Origin of the sequence: Mycetocola lacteus, assembly GCF_003667575.1 — a bacterium.
GTDB lineage: Bacteria > Actinomycetota > Actinomycetes > Actinomycetales > Microbacteriaceae > Mycetocola > Mycetocola lacteus.
The window spans coordinates 536,541-555,011 of sequence record NZ_RCUY01000002.1; the positions used below are offsets into that span (position 1 = coordinate 536,541).

The 18,471-nt window shown below is 66.8% G+C and carries 17 protein-coding genes; 9 read left to right on the plus strand and 8 right to left on the minus strand.

The window, feature by feature from the left end:
• The first annotated feature begins 87 nt into the window (after positions 1-87).
• From D9V34_RS04510 to D9V34_RS04525, 4 genes are all read left to right on the plus strand, one after another.
• Complete coding sequence (locus D9V34_RS04510; RefSeq protein ID WP_342772980.1) at positions 88-1,512, plus strand: ABC transporter permease; 1,425 nt, start codon at positions 88-90, stop codon at positions 1,510-1,512.
• Positions 1,513-1,535: 23 nt separating this feature from the next.
• On the plus strand, positions 1,536-2,213 hold the full coding sequence (locus tag D9V34_RS04515; protein WP_121687684.1) for an ABC transporter ATP-binding protein: 678 nt from the start codon (positions 1,536-1,538) through the stop codon (positions 2,211-2,213).
• A 149-nt stretch (positions 2,214-2,362) separates the two neighbouring features.
• On the plus strand, positions 2,363-4,108 hold the full coding sequence (locus D9V34_RS04520; protein WP_245991906.1) for an MDR family MFS transporter: 1,746 nt from the start codon (positions 2,363-2,365) through the stop codon (positions 4,106-4,108).
• A 9-nt stretch (positions 4,109-4,117) separates the two neighbouring features.
• Positions 4,118-4,744, plus strand: coding sequence for a MarR family winged helix-turn-helix transcriptional regulator (locus tag D9V34_RS04525; RefSeq protein ID WP_121687685.1), 627 nt, complete (start codon positions 4,118-4,120; stop codon positions 4,742-4,744).
• Between the two features lie 182 nt (positions 4,745-4,926).
• On the opposite strand, the gene D9V34_RS04530 is transcribed toward D9V34_RS04525, so the two are convergent.
• Positions 4,927-5,508, minus strand: a complete 582-nt coding sequence (locus tag D9V34_RS04530; protein WP_147441612.1) for a hypothetical protein — start codon at positions 5,506-5,508, stop codon at positions 4,927-4,929.
• A 146-nt stretch (positions 5,509-5,654) separates the two neighbouring features.
• Between D9V34_RS04530 and D9V34_RS04535 the strand changes: the two genes are divergently transcribed.
• Positions 5,655-6,290 carry a YqaJ viral recombinase family protein gene (locus tag D9V34_RS04535; protein ID WP_051701725.1) on the plus strand — a complete coding sequence of 212 codons (636 nt, stop codon included), beginning with the start codon at positions 5,655-5,657 and terminating at the stop codon, positions 6,288-6,290.
• Between the two features lie 140 nt (positions 6,291-6,430).
• Here the strand turns inward: D9V34_RS04535 and D9V34_RS04540 are convergent, their stop codons facing one another.
• Entirely contained in the window at positions 6,431-7,060 is a 630-nt protein-coding gene (locus tag D9V34_RS04540; protein ID WP_121687687.1) for a M15 family metallopeptidase, read from the minus strand.
• A 128-nt stretch (positions 7,061-7,188) separates the two neighbouring features.
• On the opposite strand from D9V34_RS04540, the gene D9V34_RS04545 reads away from it, so the two are divergent.
• A complete protein-coding gene (locus D9V34_RS04545; protein WP_147441613.1) occupies positions 7,189-9,834 on the plus strand; it encodes a hypothetical protein in 2,646 nt (881 codons plus the stop codon).
• A 96-nt stretch (positions 9,835-9,930) separates the two neighbouring features.
• Here the strand turns inward: D9V34_RS04545 and D9V34_RS04550 are convergent, their stop codons facing one another.
• Positions 9,931-10,959 (minus strand): ABC transporter substrate-binding protein, encoded by a 1,029-nt coding sequence (locus D9V34_RS04550; RefSeq protein WP_121687689.1) that lies wholly within the window; start codon positions 10,957-10,959, stop codon positions 9,931-9,933.
• A gap of 132 nt (positions 10,960-11,091) precedes the next feature.
• Here D9V34_RS04550 and D9V34_RS04555 point away from each other — a divergent pair, with 132 nt between their 5' ends.
• From D9V34_RS04555 to D9V34_RS04565, 3 genes are read left to right on the plus strand one after another with little or no spacing between them, the layout of a single operon-like run.
• Positions 11,092-12,132 carry an iron chelate uptake ABC transporter family permease subunit gene (locus tag D9V34_RS04555; protein ID WP_245991908.1) on the plus strand — a complete coding sequence of 347 codons (1,041 nt, stop codon included), beginning with the start codon at positions 11,092-11,094 and terminating at the stop codon, positions 12,130-12,132.
• A complete protein-coding gene (locus D9V34_RS04560) occupies positions 12,129-13,148 on the plus strand; it encodes a FecCD family ABC transporter permease (protein WP_245991910.1) in 1,020 nt (339 codons plus the stop codon). The genes D9V34_RS04555 and D9V34_RS04560 overlap by 4 nt, the downstream gene beginning before the upstream one ends.
• Positions 13,149-13,188: 40 nt before the next feature.
• Positions 13,189-14,172, plus strand: a complete 984-nt coding sequence (locus D9V34_RS04565) for an NADP-dependent oxidoreductase (protein ID WP_121687691.1) — start codon at positions 13,189-13,191, stop codon at positions 14,170-14,172.
• 169 nt (positions 14,173-14,341) lie between these two features.
• On the opposite strand, the gene D9V34_RS04570 is transcribed toward D9V34_RS04565, so the two are convergent.
• The 5 genes from D9V34_RS04570 to D9V34_RS04590 form a co-directional block, all read right to left on the minus strand.
• Positions 14,342-15,223, minus strand: a complete 882-nt coding sequence (locus tag D9V34_RS04570; RefSeq protein ID WP_121687692.1) for a dihydrodipicolinate synthase family protein — start codon at positions 15,221-15,223, stop codon at positions 14,342-14,344.
• 125 nt (positions 15,224-15,348) lie between these two features.
• On the minus strand, positions 15,349-16,038 hold the full coding sequence (rplA, locus tag D9V34_RS04575; RefSeq protein ID WP_030147770.1) for a 50S ribosomal protein L1: 690 nt from the start codon (positions 16,036-16,038) through the stop codon (positions 15,349-15,351).
• A 91-nt stretch (positions 16,039-16,129) separates the two neighbouring features.
• Positions 16,130-16,558, minus strand: coding sequence for a 50S ribosomal protein L11 (rplK, locus tag D9V34_RS04580; RefSeq protein ID WP_030147769.1), 429 nt, complete (start codon positions 16,556-16,558; stop codon positions 16,130-16,132).
• A gap of 220 nt (positions 16,559-16,778) precedes the next feature.
• Positions 16,779-17,765, minus strand: coding sequence for an Abi family protein (locus tag D9V34_RS04585; protein WP_121687693.1), 987 nt, complete (start codon positions 17,763-17,765; stop codon positions 16,779-16,781).
• Between the two features lie 178 nt (positions 17,766-17,943).
• Complete coding sequence (locus D9V34_RS04590; RefSeq protein ID WP_121687694.1) at positions 17,944-18,408, minus strand: MarR family winged helix-turn-helix transcriptional regulator; 465 nt, start codon at positions 18,406-18,408, stop codon at positions 17,944-17,946.
• Positions 18,409-18,471 lie beyond the last annotated feature (63 nt).

An 18,471-nucleotide genomic window follows, 5' to 3' on the forward strand; every position in this document is an offset into this window, starting at 1 on the left:
GCACCCGGCCGCGGAAAGCGAGACCCAGCAGTGTTCCTGACCTCCCTGCGCCGAGAACTCCTCGGGCGTAAAAAACAAACCCTCATCGTGTCCCTCGGGCTCGCACTCGCGATTGCCCTCGTGGTGCTCGTCGGCGGGGTCTCCGCCGGAATCGCCAACGCCCAGTCCAAGGTGCTGACCGGGCTCTACGGCGTCGGCACCGACGTCACCGTGACCGCCGAACCCCAGGCTCCCGGCACCGCTCCCGGAACCGGACAGCAGTTCAGTTTCGCCGGCGGAGCGCCCGGCACCGGCGGCGACACCAACGTGTCCACCTCCCGCCTGGTTGCCGCCCGCGGAGCCGGAACCCTGGACCAGACCCTGGTCAAGACCGCCGGAACCGTGACCGGCGTTAAGGACGCCAGCGGTGCCCTGGCCCTCAACAACATCACCTTCGGCGGCACCTTCTCCGGCGCGACGCCGGGCACCGAAAACCGCCGCGGGGAGGTCGAGGGTGGCCGCACCGGCGGCGGTAACTTCAACGTGGACACGATCTCGGTCCTGGGCCTTGACCCGGCCGCCACGATCGGTCCGATTGCCGGAGACAAAACCACCTCGGGCCGCGCGCTGGCCACCTCGGATGCGACCGCGAATGTCGCCGTCCTCGACTCGACCTACGCGACCACCGCGAACCTCGCCGTGGGCGGAACCGTCTCCCTCGGTGGCACCGCCTTCTCGATCGTCGGGATCGTCGACGATTCGGGCGATCCCGGGGCCGCCAACGTCTACATCCCGCTGGGGGTTGCCCAGCAGCTCTCCGGCGAAACCGGCAAGGTCAGCACGATCTACGTCCAGGCCACCTCGGCCGACACGATCCCCGCGACCAGCGCCGCCCTCACCAAGGCCCTGACCGGAACCAAGGTCTCCACCCAGGCCGACCTCGCCGCCGGCATCTCCGGGTCCCTCGGCAGCGCGGCCAGCCTGGTCTCCTCGCTCGGCACCTGGCTCTCGATCATCGTCCTGGCCGCCGCCGTGCTGCTGGCGATCCTCTTCACCGTCTCCGGCGTGACCCGCCGCACCCGCGAGTTTGGCACCCTCAAGGCCATCGGCTGGAGCAACGGTCGCGTGGTCGGCCAGGTGGCCGGCGAATCGGTGGTGCAGGCCCTGTTTGGCGCGATTGTTGGTGTGGTTCTGGGCCTGGTCGGCACCATGATCGTCAATGCGATTGCCCCGACCGTGGGGGCCTCAACCCGGGCCGCCGGACGCGGCTTCGGGGGCGGCGGCGAGGGTGGTGGCGGCTTCGGTGGCGGAGCGGGAGTCGGCACCGGGGCCGGTGCCGGTGCCGGTGCCGGCGAGGGTGCCCGGGCGGCAGCCGAGCACACCACCAACATCGCGCTGCACCTGCCCTTTGATCCCTCGCTGATCCTGATCGCTGTCGGCCTCGCCGTCCTCGCCGGGCTGCTCGCCGGTGCCATCGGCGGCTGGCGTGCGGCACGCCTCAGTCCGGCCGCAGCCCTGCGCGCGATCGTCTAGCCCCACTACGCCTAGGAGAAATCATGTACACCCTCACGAGTCTGACCAAGACCTATAAAACCGCCCGCGGACCGGTGACCCCGCTCAAGGACGTGGACCTGCGGATCGAGGATGGCGAGTTCATCGCGATCCAGGGCCCCACCGGCGGCGGCAAGTCCACCCTGCTGCAGATGCTCGGAGCGCTGGATCGGCCCACCACCGGATCGATCCACCTCGCCGGGGACGACCTTTCCACCCTCGGCGAGCGCCGCCGCGCCAAAGCCCGTGCCGAACGGATCGGCTTTGTGTTCCAGGGCTTTAACCTGCTGCCCACGATGACCGCCGGCGAAAACGTCGAGACCGCCCTGGTCCCGCTCGGTATCCCGGCGGCGGAGCGGCGCAGCCGGGCGCGCACCGCGCTCGCGCAGGTGGGGCTGGATGACCGCATCGATCACCGGCCGAGCGAGCTCTCCGGCGGTCAGCAGCAGCGCGTCGCCATCGCCCGCGCACTGGTCAAAAACCCGACCGTCATCCTTGCCGATGAGCCCACCGGCAACCTCGATGAGGACACCCGGGACGACGTGCTGGCGCTGCTCGAGGGCCTCTGGCGCGATCAGGGTCTGACCATGATCATCGTCACGCACGACTCGGCGGTCGCCAAGCGCGCCCCGCGCCGCCTGCACCTCGGCGGCGGTGGAATCACCGAGATCGGCGATAAATAGCGGATCCTTCGAAAGCCGCTCACCCTCGGGTGGGCGGCTTTCGGCGTGCGCGGGCACCAAATCCGTACTTAGTTGACATAGATCAACGATCGGCATATAGTTGACTTTTCGCAAGGATATTAACGAAGCGCTCGGAGTACGCACACCACATGTCAGCAACAACCACCGAAACGGCCCCCTCACCGGCCGCAATGTCTCATCCCGCCGTGATGCGGGCCCTGTCCGGGCTCCTCATGGGTATGTTTGTCTCGATCCTCGCCGGAACCGTGGTCTCCACGTCGATGCCGCGAATCATTTCGGACCTCGGCGGCAACCAGGCCGCCTTCACCTGGGTCATCACCTCGACCCTGCTGGCCACCACGGTGTCCACCCCGATCTGGGGCAAGTTCGCCGACATCACCAACCGCAAGCTGCTGATCCAGATCGCACTGGTCATCTTTGTGCTCGGTTCGGCACTGGCCGGGTTCTCGCAGAACACCGAGACCCTGATTATCTTCCGCGTCATGCAGGGTCTGGGTGGTGGTGGCCTGGCGGCCCTCAGCCAGATCATCATGGCCGACATCATCAGCCCGCGTGAGCGTGGCCGCTACATGGGACTCTTCGGCGCCGTCATGGCCGTGGGTACCGTGGGTGGCCCGCTGCTGGGTGGCGTGATCACCGACGCCATCGGCTGGCGCTGGAACTTCTTTGTCGCACTGCCCTTCGCGATCGCCGCGATCTTCCTGCTGCAGCGCAACCTGAACCTGCCGACCCTGGAGAAGATCAAGGTCAAGATCGACTACCTCGGCATGATCCTCATCGCCGGTGGCATCTCGCTGCTGCTGATCTGGGTTACCCTGGCCGGACACGACTTCGACTGGGACTCCACCACCAGCTTTGTGATGGTGGGTGGCGCGGTTCTCATGCTGATCCTCGCCGTGATCGTTGAGGTCAAGGTCGAGAACCCGATCATCCCGATGAGCCTGTTCAAGAACCCGACCTTCAGCCTCGCCGTGATCGCCTCGATCTCGGTGGGTGTGGCGATGTTTGGCACCTCGGTCTTCCTGGGCCAGTACATGCAGCTCGCCCGGGGCGCGACCCCGACCCAGTCGGGTCTGCTGACCCTGCCGATGATCGGTGGCCTGCTGCTCTCCTCGACCTTCGTGGGCATGCTGATCAGCAAGTTCGGTAAGTGGAAGGGCTACATGGTCTTCGGATCGATTGCGCTGACCGTGGGCATGTTCCTGATGGGAACCATCAAGTACGACACCAACTACGTGGTCGTCTCGATCTACATGTTCATCCTCGGTGTGGGTGTGGGTATGGTCATGCAGAACCTCGTGCTGATCGTTCAGAACACCGTCTCCCCCAAGGAAATCGGTGTCGCAAGCTCCGGCGTCACCTTCTTCCGGAGCCTCGGTGGAACCATCGGTATCTCGGTGCTGGGTTCGGTCCTGGCCACCAAGATCGCCGACGGCATCACCGCCAAGGCCGCGGACATTCAGACGGCCCTGGTTCACCTGGGCCCGGCCGGCGAGGCTGTGGGCAAGCAGCTGCAGAGCGGCGTCCTGCCCAAGGTGGCCGAGATGCCCGACGGTATCCGCGTGATCATCGAGTCCGTCTACGGTCAGGGTGTCGCCGACATCTTCCTGCTCGCGGCCCCGCTGGCGCTGATCACCGTGCTGGCGATCGTCTTCCTGCCCAACCGTTCACTCAGCACCCAGACCGCGACCGAGCGCCTGAAGAACGGTGAGGACGCCCAGTCCGCCGCCGGGGCCGAGGCCGCCGCCGCCGGGGAAAACCTGATCGCCGTGGGTGAGGCCAGCATTGGTGCCCAGGGCGACCTGGTGGCCACGACCGGAACGATTTCCACGCTGAACCCCGACGGCACGCGCCGTAGCGACGCGGACAACTAAACTGGCGTCATGACCGTGGACACCCCCACCCGCATCCCCGCCGACAACGCACGGGCATCGGAGCGCGACAGCGCCGCCGAGGCCGTGCGGCGGGCCGTGGCGGACACCTCAAAACACGAGGTGCCCGCCGCGGGCGATGCCGCGACCCTCCCCGCACCGCATGAACCGCTGTGCGCCCCGGTGACCGTGATCAACTCCTCCGATCCGGAGTTCAACGCCGCCGTCGCCGATCTGGAACACACCCTGATCGGACTGTTTGCCCGCGTGCGCACCACCATTCGTGAGCGTGCCGAGCTGCTGCGTCCGGGCCTCCAGCCCGGTGCCTATAAGGCCCTCGGCACGATCATCTCGCATGGCTCACTCCAGGCCGGCGAGCTGGCCGAGCTGCTGGGGAGCGACCGTAGCACCACGAGCCGGCTGATCCGACAGCTGGTCGAACACGACCTGATTGTGCGCACCCCCGATGTACACGACGGCCGGGTGATCAACCTCTCGGCCACCGATGCGGCCATCGCCGGCATTCAGGAGCTACGCGAGGCCGGCCGCAGCCGCCTCTACGAAAACATGCGGGACTGGGAGACCGAGGACATCGCCCGGCTCTCGCACATGCTGCGCGAACTCACCGGGCTGGTCTAGCGCACGCAGGGCGCGGCACTCCCGGCACGCACGGCATCCCGAACAGCGCCACACCTCACGCAGCACGGTGCCGGGGCGCGCACCGCGCTTTGGCACACGCAGCACCTCAACACAGATAGACGGCGTGGGCCGTGCCTTCCGGAAACCCGGGGCACGGCCCACGCCGTCTGTTTGTCCTGCCGCTACGCCCCGATGCGGGCCGCGAGTCCGAAGGGTGCAGCCCAGCGCCGCGCGAACGGCGCGGGGGCCGCATCCAACAGCACCGAATCTAGCGATGCCGAGTCCGGGGATACTGAGCCCAGCGATACCGAGGTCAGGGAGGCTCGCGAAGCCGCCACCTCACGGGTGGCCGGGATCCGCGACTCATACGCCACGGGAAGCGGACGGGACCCGCGGGCCAGCAGCGCCTGCACGGCGGGCCCAGAGGCCCCCAGCACCACGATGCCGGGGCCCGAGCCGGGCCGTGCACCAAACCGGTCGATCACCCACTCGAGCAACTCCGCGTCCGGAGCCACCACGATGATCGCGTCCAGCCCCTCGGTGGCCGCACCATGACGCACGCTGTGCGCCCAGGCGCTGCGGACCGGGATCCGTTCGGTAACCGCACGCACCAGCGCACGATCGGATTCGGACGTGTGGCTCGTGGATACCACGAGTCCCACCTGCTGGCCGGCCCCCAGCCAGGATGCGGCCGCGGTGGCCGCACCACGACGCTCGGCCTCCGAAGAGGTCGGGCCAACGTGCACCGCGATGTCTCGTCCCATAGCATCTACGGTGTCACGAACCACCGACATCGGCTGGTTTTCGGGGTAAACGGCACCCGAATTGCCGGTAACCGATCGGACCGGTTTCCCGGCGGCGCGCGGCCTCGGTGGTCATCGCCGCCGCGGATTGGGGGGACAATAGAGGGGTGACATCTGGATATCAGGAACGCTTCGTAGCCGACTCAACCGACCGGGTCGCGTGGCTCCGGGCCCGGGCGCGAGGCATTACCGCGACGGATGTGGCCAAGCTGTCCACCCCGCGCTCGATCCAGACCGCCGCCGAGGCGAAGCTCTACGGAACCGGATTCTCCGGCAACGCGTTCACCGAACACGGCCGCCGCCGCGAACCCGAGATCGCCGCCTGGGTCGCCGCAACCCACGGCATCCAGCCCTCCTCGGGGCTCTACCACTCGGAGTGGGAAAAGCGTCACCTGGCCACCCCGGATGGCATCACGATGACCCCCGAAGGCACGGTCATCCTCTCCGAGATCAAGACCACCACCAAGCCGTGGCGCAGCGTCCCGCGTAACTATATGCGACAGATCTGGTGGCAGCAGTACGTGCTGGGAGCCGAGCGGACACTCGTGGTCTGGGAGGAACACAAGAACTTTGTGCCGGTGGGCGAGGAGCCGCTGTGCCGCTGGATCGACCGCGATGAGGTCGAGATTAACAAGCTCGTGGGCCTGGCCAATGACCTGATCAACGAGCTGCACCGCCGCACCTTCATTCCGATGCCCGAGGGATACGAGCACCTGGAGCCCATCGCACCCTACGCGCCGTAATCCAGCCGGCGCACGGGCACCAACCCCAATACCTCGCACGGACGGGCGACCAACCCGACCTCGTCGCACGGACGGGCGACCAACCCGACCTCGTCGCACGGACGGGCGGTCAACCCGACCTCGTCGCGCAGACGCGCACGCTAGTCCGCAACCGGCCCATACACCGCGTGGGCCGCACCGGTCAGATGCGCCCAGTAGCGGTCGCCATAGCTCCAGTGCCACCACTCATGCGGGTAGTTTTCCAGTCCCGCCGCGCCGAGCGCCCGGGCAAGCAGCTCGCGATTCGCCCGCGCGGACACCGAGATGTTTTTCGCGGCAAAGCGGACGGCACCGGCGCTCTCCTCGGGGGTCGCGTCGATCTCGGTCCCCATATCCAGCTCGATTCCCGCGTCGTTCACCAGGGTGAGGTCCACCGCGGCCCCCGCCACATGTGGGGCCACGGAAACAGGTGCAACATAGCGTGCGCTGAGTTCATCCAGGGTGGCAGCATCGGCCTCGGGAAACTCGATCCGTAACGCCGCCAGATACGTCTCGATGATGGCCCGCTGGGTTTCCACCGGACGCAGCCCCTCGGCCACACACAGGTGAAAGCCCACCGGCAGCGCCTGATCGGCGGCGCGGAGGCGCCGAGCCAGCTCAAACCGCACCCGCGATCCGGCCCCGATATTCGGGCGGCAGCGCACCCCGAAGTCCGCAAGATCCACCAGCGCCTCTCCGTTTTCCTCGACCGGGATACTGGCGACGGAGGGGGCGGATATCAGCGTGATCACGCCCTTCAGGCTAGGGCATTACCTCCGACAGCGACACCCCGCTCGACCCACTTTGCACCGGTTCAGTAAAACGTGACAAACTGTAGGGTATTAAATCGCAGCCACTGAGCAGACCCAGGGAGATCCGCGTGCGCACACCCTCCATCCATCATCACCGTGGCCGCCGCGAAGGTCGCTCGCGTACTCGAGCGGGCGCGATCGTGCTGGGCCTCCTCGTAGCCCTGCTTGCCGGACCGCTGCTCGCGGTGCCGGTGTCGGCCGTCGCCGCCGACACCCGGCCCCAGTTGGTGCCCACGATGTCGCCGATCCCTGTGCGCGCGATTTCCGAACTCAACTCCACCCTGCTGGCACCCTATCCGGTGCCGTGGAAATACGAGAACTCGGTCGTCGATAACTCGGTGATCAACCTGGACTATCAGTGGTACGTCGATGGCGCTCCCGTCCCCCAGGCACAGGGCGGTAACCTGCACCAGTTCAATATCACCGGCGACGACGTGGGGAAGCAGGTCTGGGCGGTGATCACAGCCAGCATGATCGACAACACCCTGAAACCGGGCTCCGTGGAAACCACCCGCAGCGTCGCCACCCCCTACGCACTCGAAATCACCGACCCTCGCCCCTCCACCAGCGAACCCGTGGCCGGTGCACCACTGTCGGCATCCGTCACATTCCTCGCCCCCGGCGAGCGCGATATGAAGATGTTCCCCGAGGCGATGCGCCCCAAGGTGTCCTGGACGTGGATCTCAGGCGACAGCACCCCGCTGGCGTCACGCCCGAACACCAGCACCTGGGGAAGCACCGTCCTCGCCCCCACCCAGGCACAGATTGATGCGGGCATTACGGTCACGGCGGTGGCGACCTGGCCCGGATCTACCACCGCCACCCGGACCACACGGGTGGTCTGGAAGAAGATCACCTCGGGCACTGCCGAAATCACCGGCACCCCCGCGGTGGGCGACACCCTGACCGCGGTTACCCGAGACTGGGAACCCGGAATCTCACTCGGGTATACGTGGAGCACCACTGACGGACGGGATATCCCCGGGGCGTACTCGCGCACCTTCACCCCCACGGTCGACCAGGCGGGCAAGAGCGTTCGAGTGCAGGTGTGGGCGTCGGCCTCGAATCGCGCCACGGCTCGGGTCACCAGCGCGAGCGTCGCCATCCCGATGCTGTCGCTGGCGGGGGTCACCGGGACCATCGTCGGGGATCCCGTGGTGGAGGGCACGCTTCGGGCCCTGGCGGTCCATCCCGATGGTGCCCCGGTGACCGGCAGCGGGTACCAGTGGTACGTCAACGGGGGATACATTTTCGGGGCGAATAGGGAAACCTACACCCCGAGCGTCGCGGATCTGGGCAAGACCTTCACCGTGCGCTTCACCGCGTCCCGAGTGGGCTACACCTCGGTGAATGTGACCGGCACCGCCTCCGGCCCCACGCGGCCCGGCACCCAGCCAGCTGCGCTCGGCCTCACCTCCAGCGGGACCCCGCGCGTCGGCGACCCCCTCACCCTGGCGGTTTCGGGAGCCTCACCCGGGTCTCAGATTTCCTTTGAGTGGTTCCGGCTAGATCAACCCGGGCACACGGCGGACGGCGCCACCTACACCCCGCAGCGCACGGATGCTCACCAGGTGGTCCGCGGGCTGGCCCGGGTTACCAAGGCCGGATTTGATACCCGTGTTCTCACGCTGGACTTCCCCGTAGCACCCGCAGACTTCGGGGACTCCATCGCGGAAATTTCGGGTGATCCCAGGGTGGGAGAGGTCCTCAGCGCCCGGAGTTCGGGATGGGGCGATGTCGAGCCTTCGACGTTCACCTATCGATGGTTTGCGACGGACGACCCCGCCCAGACGCTGGGCACCGAGGCCACCCTCACACCGAGTCCTGCGCTGCGGGAACGTCAGGTGGCGGTCGAGGTGACCGGGTCCGCGCTGGGCTATGCGGATAAATCGGTCCTCTCGACGCCGGTCGTGATCACCGAGGATACCAACCTGGAGGTGCACCTCACCGGCATCGCATCCGCCTGGTCCACCCTGACCGCCGCTGCGTCCTCCACGACACCGGATGTCGCCCTGCAGTATCGCTGGGAGGCCCCGGGGGTCGCCCTCGCCGCGACCGCGGGCTCCGAGGGCCCTACGCTGGCCCTCGATCCCGCCTGGATCGGCTCGCGGGTCAGGCTCACGGTTACCGCGACCGCCCCCGGCTTTAACCCGGTGACCCGGACCCTGGAGTCCGAGCCGATCACCGAGGCGAGTTTTGAGGAGCCCACCCTCGCGCTGTCGGGGGCGCTGCTTGTGGGGCAGCGCATCTCGGTGTCGGCACACGGTTGGGGCCTCACCCCGGATACCCAGATTCCAACCTGGTATCTCGATGGTGTGCCGATTCCCGACGCACACAACCCCGTCCTGGATATCACCCCGGACATGCGCGGCGCGGTGCTGAGCGTCGAGTTTGTGGCGACCCGCGACGGGGTCCTGCCGCTGGCCTCGACCCGCACCGATCTGGGCAGGGTCTCGGCCCTCGAACCGGTCCAACCGCATCCCGGTGTCTCCGGCACGTCACCAAGCGCTCGCGACGGCCACCCGAAGCCGCGGCTCGGAACGGTGGGAGCGGCTACCCGCGCACACCAGACCGGATCGGCGGCCGCCCGCGGCCTCGCCGACACCGGCGCCGCGGACCTGGGTGGATTGCCGCTCGTGCTGGCGGTCACGCTGGGTCTGGGCCTCGCGCTGAGGGTCGGGGCAGGGACGATCCGTCGAGGCGCCCGGGGCTGAGACTCCGCGTCGGCGCGGGCAGATCGGGCAGCCCACGCCGGAAACGGCTGCGGCCCCCACGTGTGAACGTGGGGGCCGCAGCCGTATGGAATACCGCTACTTGGTAACCAGGTACGAACGCAGATCCTTCAGGATCTTGCCCGCGCCGATCGGGCCGAGGCCCAGGTACCAGACATCATCGTCCACCCGCTGCACGTGCTTGTCCTTGACGGCGGTGAGGGTGGGCCAGATCGGACCGGCCAGGGCCGCGGTCTCACCGGTAGCCTCGGGGGTGCCGTAGCTGGTGTAGAAGATCCAGTCGCCATCGGCCTGGGCGAGGTTCTCCGAGGAGATCTCGGTGGCCAGCTCGTCGATGTCCTGGATCTTGGGCCGGGCGAGGCCCACATCCTTGAGAATCACGCCGATCAGCGAGGCGTTGCCGTACAGGCGGGTCTTCTGCGGCATGAAGCGCAGCAGCGAGATGGTGGGATTGCCGGGGATATCGGCGCGCAGCTTATCGGCCTCGGCCTGATAGTCGTTGAGCAGGCTCACGGCCTTGTCCTCATCACCGGTGGCCGCGGCAACCAGGCGCAGGTTTTCCTTCCACGGGAAACCCGGGCGGATCGAGAACACGGTCGGGGCGATCTGCGCGAGCTGCGGATACAGCTTGTCCGCCCGCAGCTTGGAACCGAGGATCAGGTCGGGCTTGAGCGCGGCGATGGCCTCGAGGTTGGGCTGCTGGATGGTCCCGATCGAGGTGGCCTTTTTGACCTTATCGGCCAGGTATCCGGGGATCGAGTTGGCACCTTCGGTGGAGGGAATGCCAACCGGGGTGATGCCGAGTGCCAGCACATCGTCGAGCTCGCCGGTGTCGAGGACCACAACCCGCTTGGGCTTGGTCTTGATCTCCGTGGTTCCCTCGGAGTGCTTCACCTCGCGCGGGAAGACGCCGGGCTTGGCCGTGCTGCCGAGCTTAGCGGTCTCCTCATCGGCGGTCTTGAAGTGGGCTCCGCCGGTCGCGACATCGGTGTTCCCCGACCCGGACTTGAGTCCACCCCCATCGGTCTGGGCGCAGCCAGCCGTCAGTGCAATCAGGAGGGCAACGGCCGCGGCCTGGAGCGCTCGCTTCTTTCGTAATTCATACATCACCTCGAACGTAGCCTAGATTTTCTCGACAGGCCAGGTAAGCCTTGCCAACCTTAGGACCGACTGTGTGACGGTAAAACGCGGGTTAGACTGGCCACTGGTTTATCCGCATCCAAACGGGAGGTTCCTCGAGTGGCGTCTGCCCCTGCTCCGGCATCCACTCCGACCCGTACCCGGCAGCACACCGGGCGGAAGATTAGCCTGCTGATCGCTGCCCTCGCGCTGCTGGTGCTGATCGCGCTGGGCTCGCTCCTGATCGGATCCAAGGCGATTCCGCCGCACACCGTATGGGCGGCGCTGTTTGCCCCCGATGGGTCCCCCGATCAGGCGATCATCCTCGGCTCGCGCCTCCCGCGCGCAATCCTGGGGATCCTGGCCGGGGCTGCCCTCGGGGTTGCCGGGGCCCTGGTGCAGGCATTCACCCGGAATCCGCTGGCCGAGCCCGGGCTCCTCGGCGTGAATGCCGGGGCCTCGCTGGCGATCGTGCTGGCCGTGGGTACCTTTGGAATCACCGCCTATAGCGGCTACGTGTGGTTTGCGTTTGCTGGAGCACTGGCGGCCGCGGCCCTGGTCTCGCTGATCGGGATGCGCGGCACCCGCCGCCTGGATCCCGCCCGACTGGTGCTCTCCGGGGTCGCGCTGGGCGCGGTCCTCTCGGGGATCGGAACCGGGCTCGCCCTGCTCAACCCCAGCGCCTTTGACCAGCTGCGCGCCTGGACCGTGGGCTCGCTCGCGGACCGCGGGAGCGACCTACTGACCCCGGTCGCGATCACCGTGGGAATCGGCCTGCTGCTGGCCGCGTTGACCGGTCGCGGCTTGAACGCCCTGGCCCTCGGCGAGGATGCCGCCCGCGGACTCGGCTACCATCCGGGCCGCTCGCGCGTGCTGATTCTGCTGGCGATCACCGTGCTGGCCGGCTCCGCAACCGCCGCGGTGGGCGCAATCGGCTTCCTGGGGCTGATGGCCCCACACCTGGCCCGTCGCATCAGCGGGACCGATCAGCGCTGGCTACTGGTGTTCTCGGCGGTGCTGGCCCCGATCATCCTGCTGATCGCCGATGTGATCGGCCGCGTCATTCTTCCCGGCGAGCTCGAGGCCGGTGTCACCTGCGCGCTGATCGGCGCGCCCGTCCTGGTCTACCTGGCCCGTCGAAAAAAGGTGGCGGGACTGTGAGTGTGACCCACCGCGTGCGCAGCCGTTCGCGCACCCGCACACTGATCGTGTGTGTGATCCTGCTGGTCTTGGCCCTGCTGGTGGGCATCATCATGATCGGCAGCGGCGACTACCCGCTGGGACCCGACCGGGTGCTCGGTGTGCTCTTTGGCGGCGGCAGCGATCTGGAGCGCTCGATCGTGCTGTCCTGGCGTGCACCGCGGGCCCTGGCCGCCATCGTGTTCGGAGCGGCGCTCGGCGTGAGTGGCGGGGTCTTCCAATCGCTGACCCGTAATCCGCTGGGCAGCCCCGACGTGATCGGTTTCGGCACCGGTGCCTACACGGGCGCACTGCTGGCGATCATGCTCGTGGGTGGCAGCTACGTGGCCACCTCGATTGGCGCACTGACCGGCGGCCTGGGCACCGCGCTGCTGATCTACTTTCTGGCCTGGCGACGCGGCTCCCACGGCTACCGGCTGATCCTGGTGGGTATCGGCATCAGCGCCGCCCTGGCCGCGATCAACCAGTGGCTCGTGCTGCGCGCCGACATCGAGGTCGCGATGGCCGCCGCGGTGTGGGGTGCGGGCTCGCTGGGCGGTACCACCTGGGCGCAGGCGCTGCCGGCGATCCTGGTGATCCTGCCGGTGCTCGCGCTGACCCTGGCCGGCGGCCGCACCCTGGGCATGCTGGAGCTCGGCGACGACGCGGCGCAGGCGCTGGGGGTGCGAACCGAGCGGGCACGGCTGATCCTGGTGGTCCTCGCGGTGGCACTGACCGCCGCGGTCACTGCGGTGGCCGGTCCGATCGCGTTTGTGGCACTGGTCGCGCCGCAGCTGGCCCGCCGGCTCACCGGAAGCGCCGGAATCGCGCTGATCCCCGCCGCCTGCATGGGCGCGTTCCTGCTGGTCACCGCGGACCTGCTGGCGCAGCGCATGTTTGCCCCGATCCAGCTCCCGGTGGGGCTGGTCACCGTGTGTCTGGGTGGTGTTTACCTGCTCTGGCTGCTGGGCCGCGAGGGGTCCAAACGACTGCGGTAACACGCTTTCGCATGCTGCAAGAAAGTGGCAGACTCGTTGCATGACCTCCGCAGACTCCCCGCGCCCGCACACCATGCTTGCCGCCGTGTATGACACCCCCGGTCCCGCACAAAACCTGCGCCTCACCGACGAGGTTTCGGTGCCCTTCGCCCTCTCCGATGAGGTGCTGGTGCGGGTGCACGCCTCGGCGCTGAACCCGATTGACACCAAGACCCGGGCCGGTCGCGGGGTCGCCTCGGGGATCGTGCGCTATCCGGCGCTGATCGGATCCGACTTTGCCGGGGTCGTGGTGCGCGCTCCCTATGAGGCCCACCCGCTGCAGCCCGGCACCGAGGTCTATGGGATGCTGCCGGTCCCGCGAGTGAGTGGATCCTATGCGCAGTACGTCGCCGCCCCCTCGCTCTCAATCGCGCCCAAGCCCGATAATCTCTCCTTCACCGAGGCCGCGGCCGTGCCGCTGGCGGCGATGACCGCCTGGGGCGCGCTGGATGCCGCCGAGATCGAATCGGGACAGCGGGTACTGATCCACGCCGGTGCCGGAGGTGTGGGGCACTTTGCGGTCCAGCTGGCCGCGCTGCGCGGGGCGCACGTGATCGCCACCGGTTCGGCCCACAACCTCGACTTCCTGCGTGAGCTGGGGGCCGCCGAGGTCATCGACTACACCGCGCGGAACTTCGAGGACGGCCTCGCCCCGGTGGATGCGGTGATCGACCTGATCGGCAACGTACACGCGAACACCGGTAGCCGCTCGCTCGGCGTCATCGTCGAGGGCGGCGTGATCGTCAACGTCCCCTCGGGCAGCTGGCCCGAATTCGCCGCCGAGGCGGAGGCCGCGGGTGTGCGCGGCACCCACTATAAGGTGTCCCCCGATGCACGCGTGCTCGAGCAGATCACCGCGCTGATCGAGTCGGACCAGCTGCGCGTGGTGCTCGCCGATACCTATCCGCTCGAGCGCATCGTCGAGGCCCATGAGGCGCTTGAGGCCGGGCACACCCGCGGCAAGATCGCGATCTCGATTCCCTAGCGCGCGGTGCCACTCGCCCGGTTTTCCCGGGCAGACTCCTACCCGATCGACAGGGCACGGAGTCACGAGTCCTGAGCCCTGAGCCCTGAGCCCTGAGCTGCCCTGCGCCGAGGCTCGGACGAGTACCCGCAGGGCCGTCGGTGTCCGTCGGGGACCGAGCCTCCAGCGGCTAGGACAGCGACGCGGTGATGGCCGCGGTCTCCTCGGCGGTGGCCGGCAGCGCCGGGCCGCGTGGGTCGGCGGTCGGGGTTCCCTGCGCGCGGGCGGCCGCGTGCAGGCCACCCAGTGGGCTCTGCCCGGCGGCGAGAGCCTCGGCGAGGCGGCGCAGTGCCACCCGGGCGGCGGGAGCATCGGGACTCTGGGTCCAGACCGCACGGTACTCGGCGGGGAGGAGGGCCGCGAGGCCGGTGTGCCAGGCATCCACGGTGGGCGGCTCATCCAGCAGGCCGAGATCGCCGCTCAGGCCGATCGAGAAGCCGGGTCCGCCGGCGGATCGTAGTTCGGCGAGGCGGGTTTCCAGCGCGTCCCGGTCGCGGCCCGGCAGGCGCGAGGGTTCCTTAATCGCCCGCAGGTTGGCGTGGGTCACCAGGTAGTCGAGGGTGTCGGCGCTGATGTCATAGCCGAGCTGTGCGGGCTTGTTGTAGAAGGCCAGCGGGAGATCCACCACGTCGCACACGCGGGCGACGAGTTCGCGCACCTCGCTGTCACCGATGGGGAGATAGCTGAAGGGAGCGAGGATGACGCCGGCGGCACCAGCCTCCTCGGCGGCCTGGGCGCGGGCGATGACCGCGGGGGTCGAGTGGGCGGTGATCCCGGCGTAGACGGGCATGCGGCCGTCGGCAGCGGTCACGGCCTGGGCGATGATCGCCGCATGCTCATGGGCTTCAAAACTGACCCCGGAGCCGGAGGTTGCCAGCACGGTAACGGCATCGATGCCGTGGCTTGGAAGCGGAGAAATGATCTGCTCGAGCGCGACCAGGTCTGGGTTCTGGGCGGCATCCAGCGGGGTGATGGGGTATGCGATGAGGCCGGTAAAAGGGGAGGCTGTCATCGGTCAACTCTACGCGACCCGCGTGGGGATGCGCTGAATCCGCTCGAATCGACCCTCAAAACGCATGCAAAACCGGGCCACCCGCAAAAGCGGATGGCCCGGTAATAATCTCGGTGAAACCGAAATTAGATGCTGTTGACGTCCAGCGGGATGCCGGGACCGAAGGTGGTCGAAACGGCACCCTTGGTGATGTAACGGCCCTTCGAGCTCGACGGCTTCAGACGAACGATCTCTTCCAGAGCGGCCGAGATGTTCTCGTTCAGCTGCTCAGCCGAGAACGATGCCTTGCCCACAACGAAGTGCACGTTGGAGTGCTTGTCGACGCGGAACTCGATCTTTCCACCCTTGATCTCGGACACTGCCTTGGCGGTGTCCGGGGTCACGGTACCGGTCTTCGGGTTCGGCATCAGGCCACGCGGACCCAGGACCTTACCCAGACGACCGACCTTACCCATGAGCTCGGGGGTCGACACGGCGGAGTCGAACGAGGTGTAACCAGCGGCTACCTTCTCGATCAGCTCGTCGCCACCAACCTCGTCGGCGCCAGCGGCCAGTGCGGCCTCGGCGGCCGGACCGGTTGCGAAGACGATAACGCGGGCGGTCTTACCGGTTCCGTGGGGCAGGATGACGGTTCCACGAACCATCTGGTCTGCCTTGCGGGGGTCAACACCGAGCTTGAGGGCAACCTCAACGGTCGAGTTTGCCTTTGCAGCAGCGGTCTCCTTGGCGAGAGCTACCGCGTCAGCGGGGGTGTAAACGGTGTCGGCAGCAACCTTCGCTGCCGCGGCCCGGTAGGCCTTAGACTTCTGTGCCATTTTTTCTCCTAGTGAGAACGTGGTCATTTGCGCCTGGCCGGCGCTGCCACTGTATTGAAAAGTTGAGGGTGTTGCTCGCGGAAGCGAACGACTACTCGACGGTGATACCCATCGAACGCGCGGTACCAGCGATGATCTTCGCTGCTGCGTCGATGTCGTTGGCGTTCAGGTCGGCCTTCTTGGTCTCGGCGATCTGACGAACCTGGTCCATCGTGATCTTCGCAACCTTGACGGTGTGCGGGGTGCCCGAGCCCTTGGCAACGCCAGCGGCCTTCTTGATGAGCTCCGCTGCCGGCGGGGTCTTCAGGATGAAGGTGAACGAGCGGTCCTCGTACACGGTGATCTCAACCGGGATCACGTTTCCGCGCTGCGACTCGGTGGCCGCGTTGTAAGCCTTGCAGAACTCCATGATGTTCACGCCGTGCTGACCCAGTGCCGGACCGATCGGCGGTGCCGGGTTAGCGGCGCCAGCCTGGATCTGCAGCTTGATCAGACCCGTGACCTTCTTCTTCGGTGCCATGTTATTTCCTTCTTTAGTGATCGAGTAACGGGCGGTTGCCCGCTGCTCTCCCGCCGACCCGGTGGGCCGCGGTGGTGTAAAAAACCGTGGGGTAAGCGTCAGAAGACGCAAACCCGATCAAGTCTACGCGATCAGGCCCCAGATCGCGAGTCTCATCTGGGCTGAGAGCGCGATACCCGTGGGCCGCGACAGCGGCACGATGCCCGGCCGCGCCACTCGGTCATTTCCAGAGCGACAACTGGGCCCAGTTGATTGGCGCACCAAGCGATTCGATGGTGAGTGACGGAGAAGTGGGAAACAGCCCAAGCTGTGCGGAAACCCGCAGATTCCAGTCACCACTCGGCTCGATCGACCGCAAGAGGTACGCGATCACCGCGAGTATGTTGTAAACACCAAAGGCACGCTTGGCCGTCTCTACGTCGCGCAGATGTCCAAGGAGCGGCACCGTCGCCGGGGACGGGCGTTTGGGAGCGGTTGCAAGCTTTCTATTGAACAACCTCCCCTGATGCGCCGCCACGTTTCGCACGTAGTTGAGGGATGCAATCCAGCTTTCCAAGACCTTCTTTGTCGGAACACCGAAACCATGTGCAATTTCTGTCGCCAGATCGTTCCGCAAGCCCGGGTAGAGGCTCGTAATATGACCGAACTCCATAACCTCGGTCAGTATCCATATGGGAAGTTCCTGGTCATATTTTTCGCGAAAGTGCGCGATGAAGGTTTCGCTTGATGCTGCCGCATGCGCAGTGACGCGAAGCCGCCATCGCTGGTGCTTAGATTCAGACCGACCACCTCGAGCATTCGGCGGCGGTTCACAGAACTGCGGGGTGAAAACCGATTGCCCCAAATGGGCAGTGCCCGAAATCCTGCCCAGGACGTAGCCAACCTGCATTCGCAATGCGACCTCTACCCGCTCAATCCCCTCAAGAACCAGGGCCCGCAATCGTCGATCAAACTCGATGACGTTCACGACATCGGAAAGGCTCACTCCACTCCGGATCTCATCACGCACCCGTACGAGAATCGGCTCATCGCCAGCCAGGTCCCATTCAGAAGTTCTGAACGGATAGAGATAGCCGGAAAATCGATAGTAGCCAATAGCACGCAGAACACTCTTGCATTCCTCAGCGTCCGCAATTATCAAGCCCCTGTCGCGCAGCTTCGCTAGCTGCTCGTCGAGAGAGAGCCACTTCTTTGTGTACAAAACCATGAATCCGCCCCGCCCCCGCAGATAAGAAAATCGGCCCGAGCCGTGAGGCGAGCGGGCCGATCATGTTGAGTTCAGGCTAACAGGCTCAAACATATTTCACGAGCGATTACCCCACCACCACCACCTCCCTAGTCAGGAGATACACATGGTTTTCTGGGGCCGAATTCGATGTTCGCGACTACTCCTCGGGGCCCGCCGCCTCGATTGTGCGATTAAGAAGCGCATCGAGGGCGGTGCCGAGGGCACGCACCTGGTCGGCGTCGAGGTGGTCAAAGAGCAGTGCGCGTGCGCGGTCCACCTGGACCGGGTACGCGCGGCGCAGGCGCTCGCGACCGGCATCACTCATGGCGGCCACGGCACCGCGCGCATCCACATCACTGCGGCGCTTTTCCGCGAGGCCGCGGCGTTCGAGCACGGCCACGACGCGGGTCACCCGCGAGGGCGAGAGACCGCAGGAGGCGGCGATCTGGTTCATCCGCAGTTCCCCGGCCTCCGCCTCGTCCAGGGTGAGCAGAACGGCAAACTCCGACAGGGTCAGGCCGGCGGCGTGCACGAGGTCCTGATCGAGGATCGGAGGCAGTTCGGAGTTGAGCTTCATCAGCGCACGCCACAGGGTGTTTTCGTCGGGCGTGAGGTCTTCCATATTCCCAGCATAGCTTCCTTGCTTAAGCAAGGAAACCGGGCGTACTATTTGATTGCGCAAGCA

Coding starts and splice junctions, on each gene's coding strand:
- D9V34_RS04515 (WP_121687684.1), top strand. CDS start 1,536: ATGTACACCCTCACGAGTCTGACCAAGACCTATAAAACCGCCCGCGGA.
- D9V34_RS04520 (WP_245991906.1), top strand. CDS start 2,363: ATGTCAGCAACAACCACCGAAACGGCCCCCTCACCGGCCGCAATGTCT.
- D9V34_RS04525 (WP_121687685.1), top strand. CDS start 4,118: ATGACCGTGGACACCCCCACCCGCATCCCCGCCGACAACGCACGGGCA.
- D9V34_RS04530 (WP_147441612.1), bottom strand. CDS start 5,508: ATGGGACGAGACATCGCGGTGCACGTTGGCCCGACCTCTTCGGAGGCC.
- D9V34_RS04550 (WP_121687689.1), bottom strand. CDS start 10,959: ATGTATGAATTACGAAAGAAGCGAGCGCTCCAGGCCGCGGCCGTTGCC.
- D9V34_RS04565 (WP_121687691.1), top strand. CDS start 13,189: ATGACCTCCGCAGACTCCCCGCGCCCGCACACCATGCTTGCCGCCGTG.
- D9V34_RS04570 (WP_121687692.1), bottom strand. CDS start 15,223: ATGACAGCCTCCCCTTTTACCGGCCTCATCGCATACCCCATCACCCCG.
- rplA (WP_030147770.1), bottom strand. CDS start 16,038: ATGGCACAGAAGTCTAAGGCCTACCGGGCCGCGGCAGCGAAGGTTGCT.
- rplK (WP_030147769.1), bottom strand. CDS start 16,558: ATGGCACCGAAGAAGAAGGTCACGGGTCTGATCAAGCTGCAGATCCAG.
- D9V34_RS04585 (WP_121687693.1), bottom strand. CDS start 17,765: ATGGTTTTGTACACAAAGAAGTGGCTCTCTCTCGACGAGCAGCTAGCG.
- D9V34_RS04590 (WP_121687694.1), bottom strand. CDS start 18,408: ATGGAAGACCTCACGCCCGACGAAAACACCCTGTGGCGTGCGCTGATG.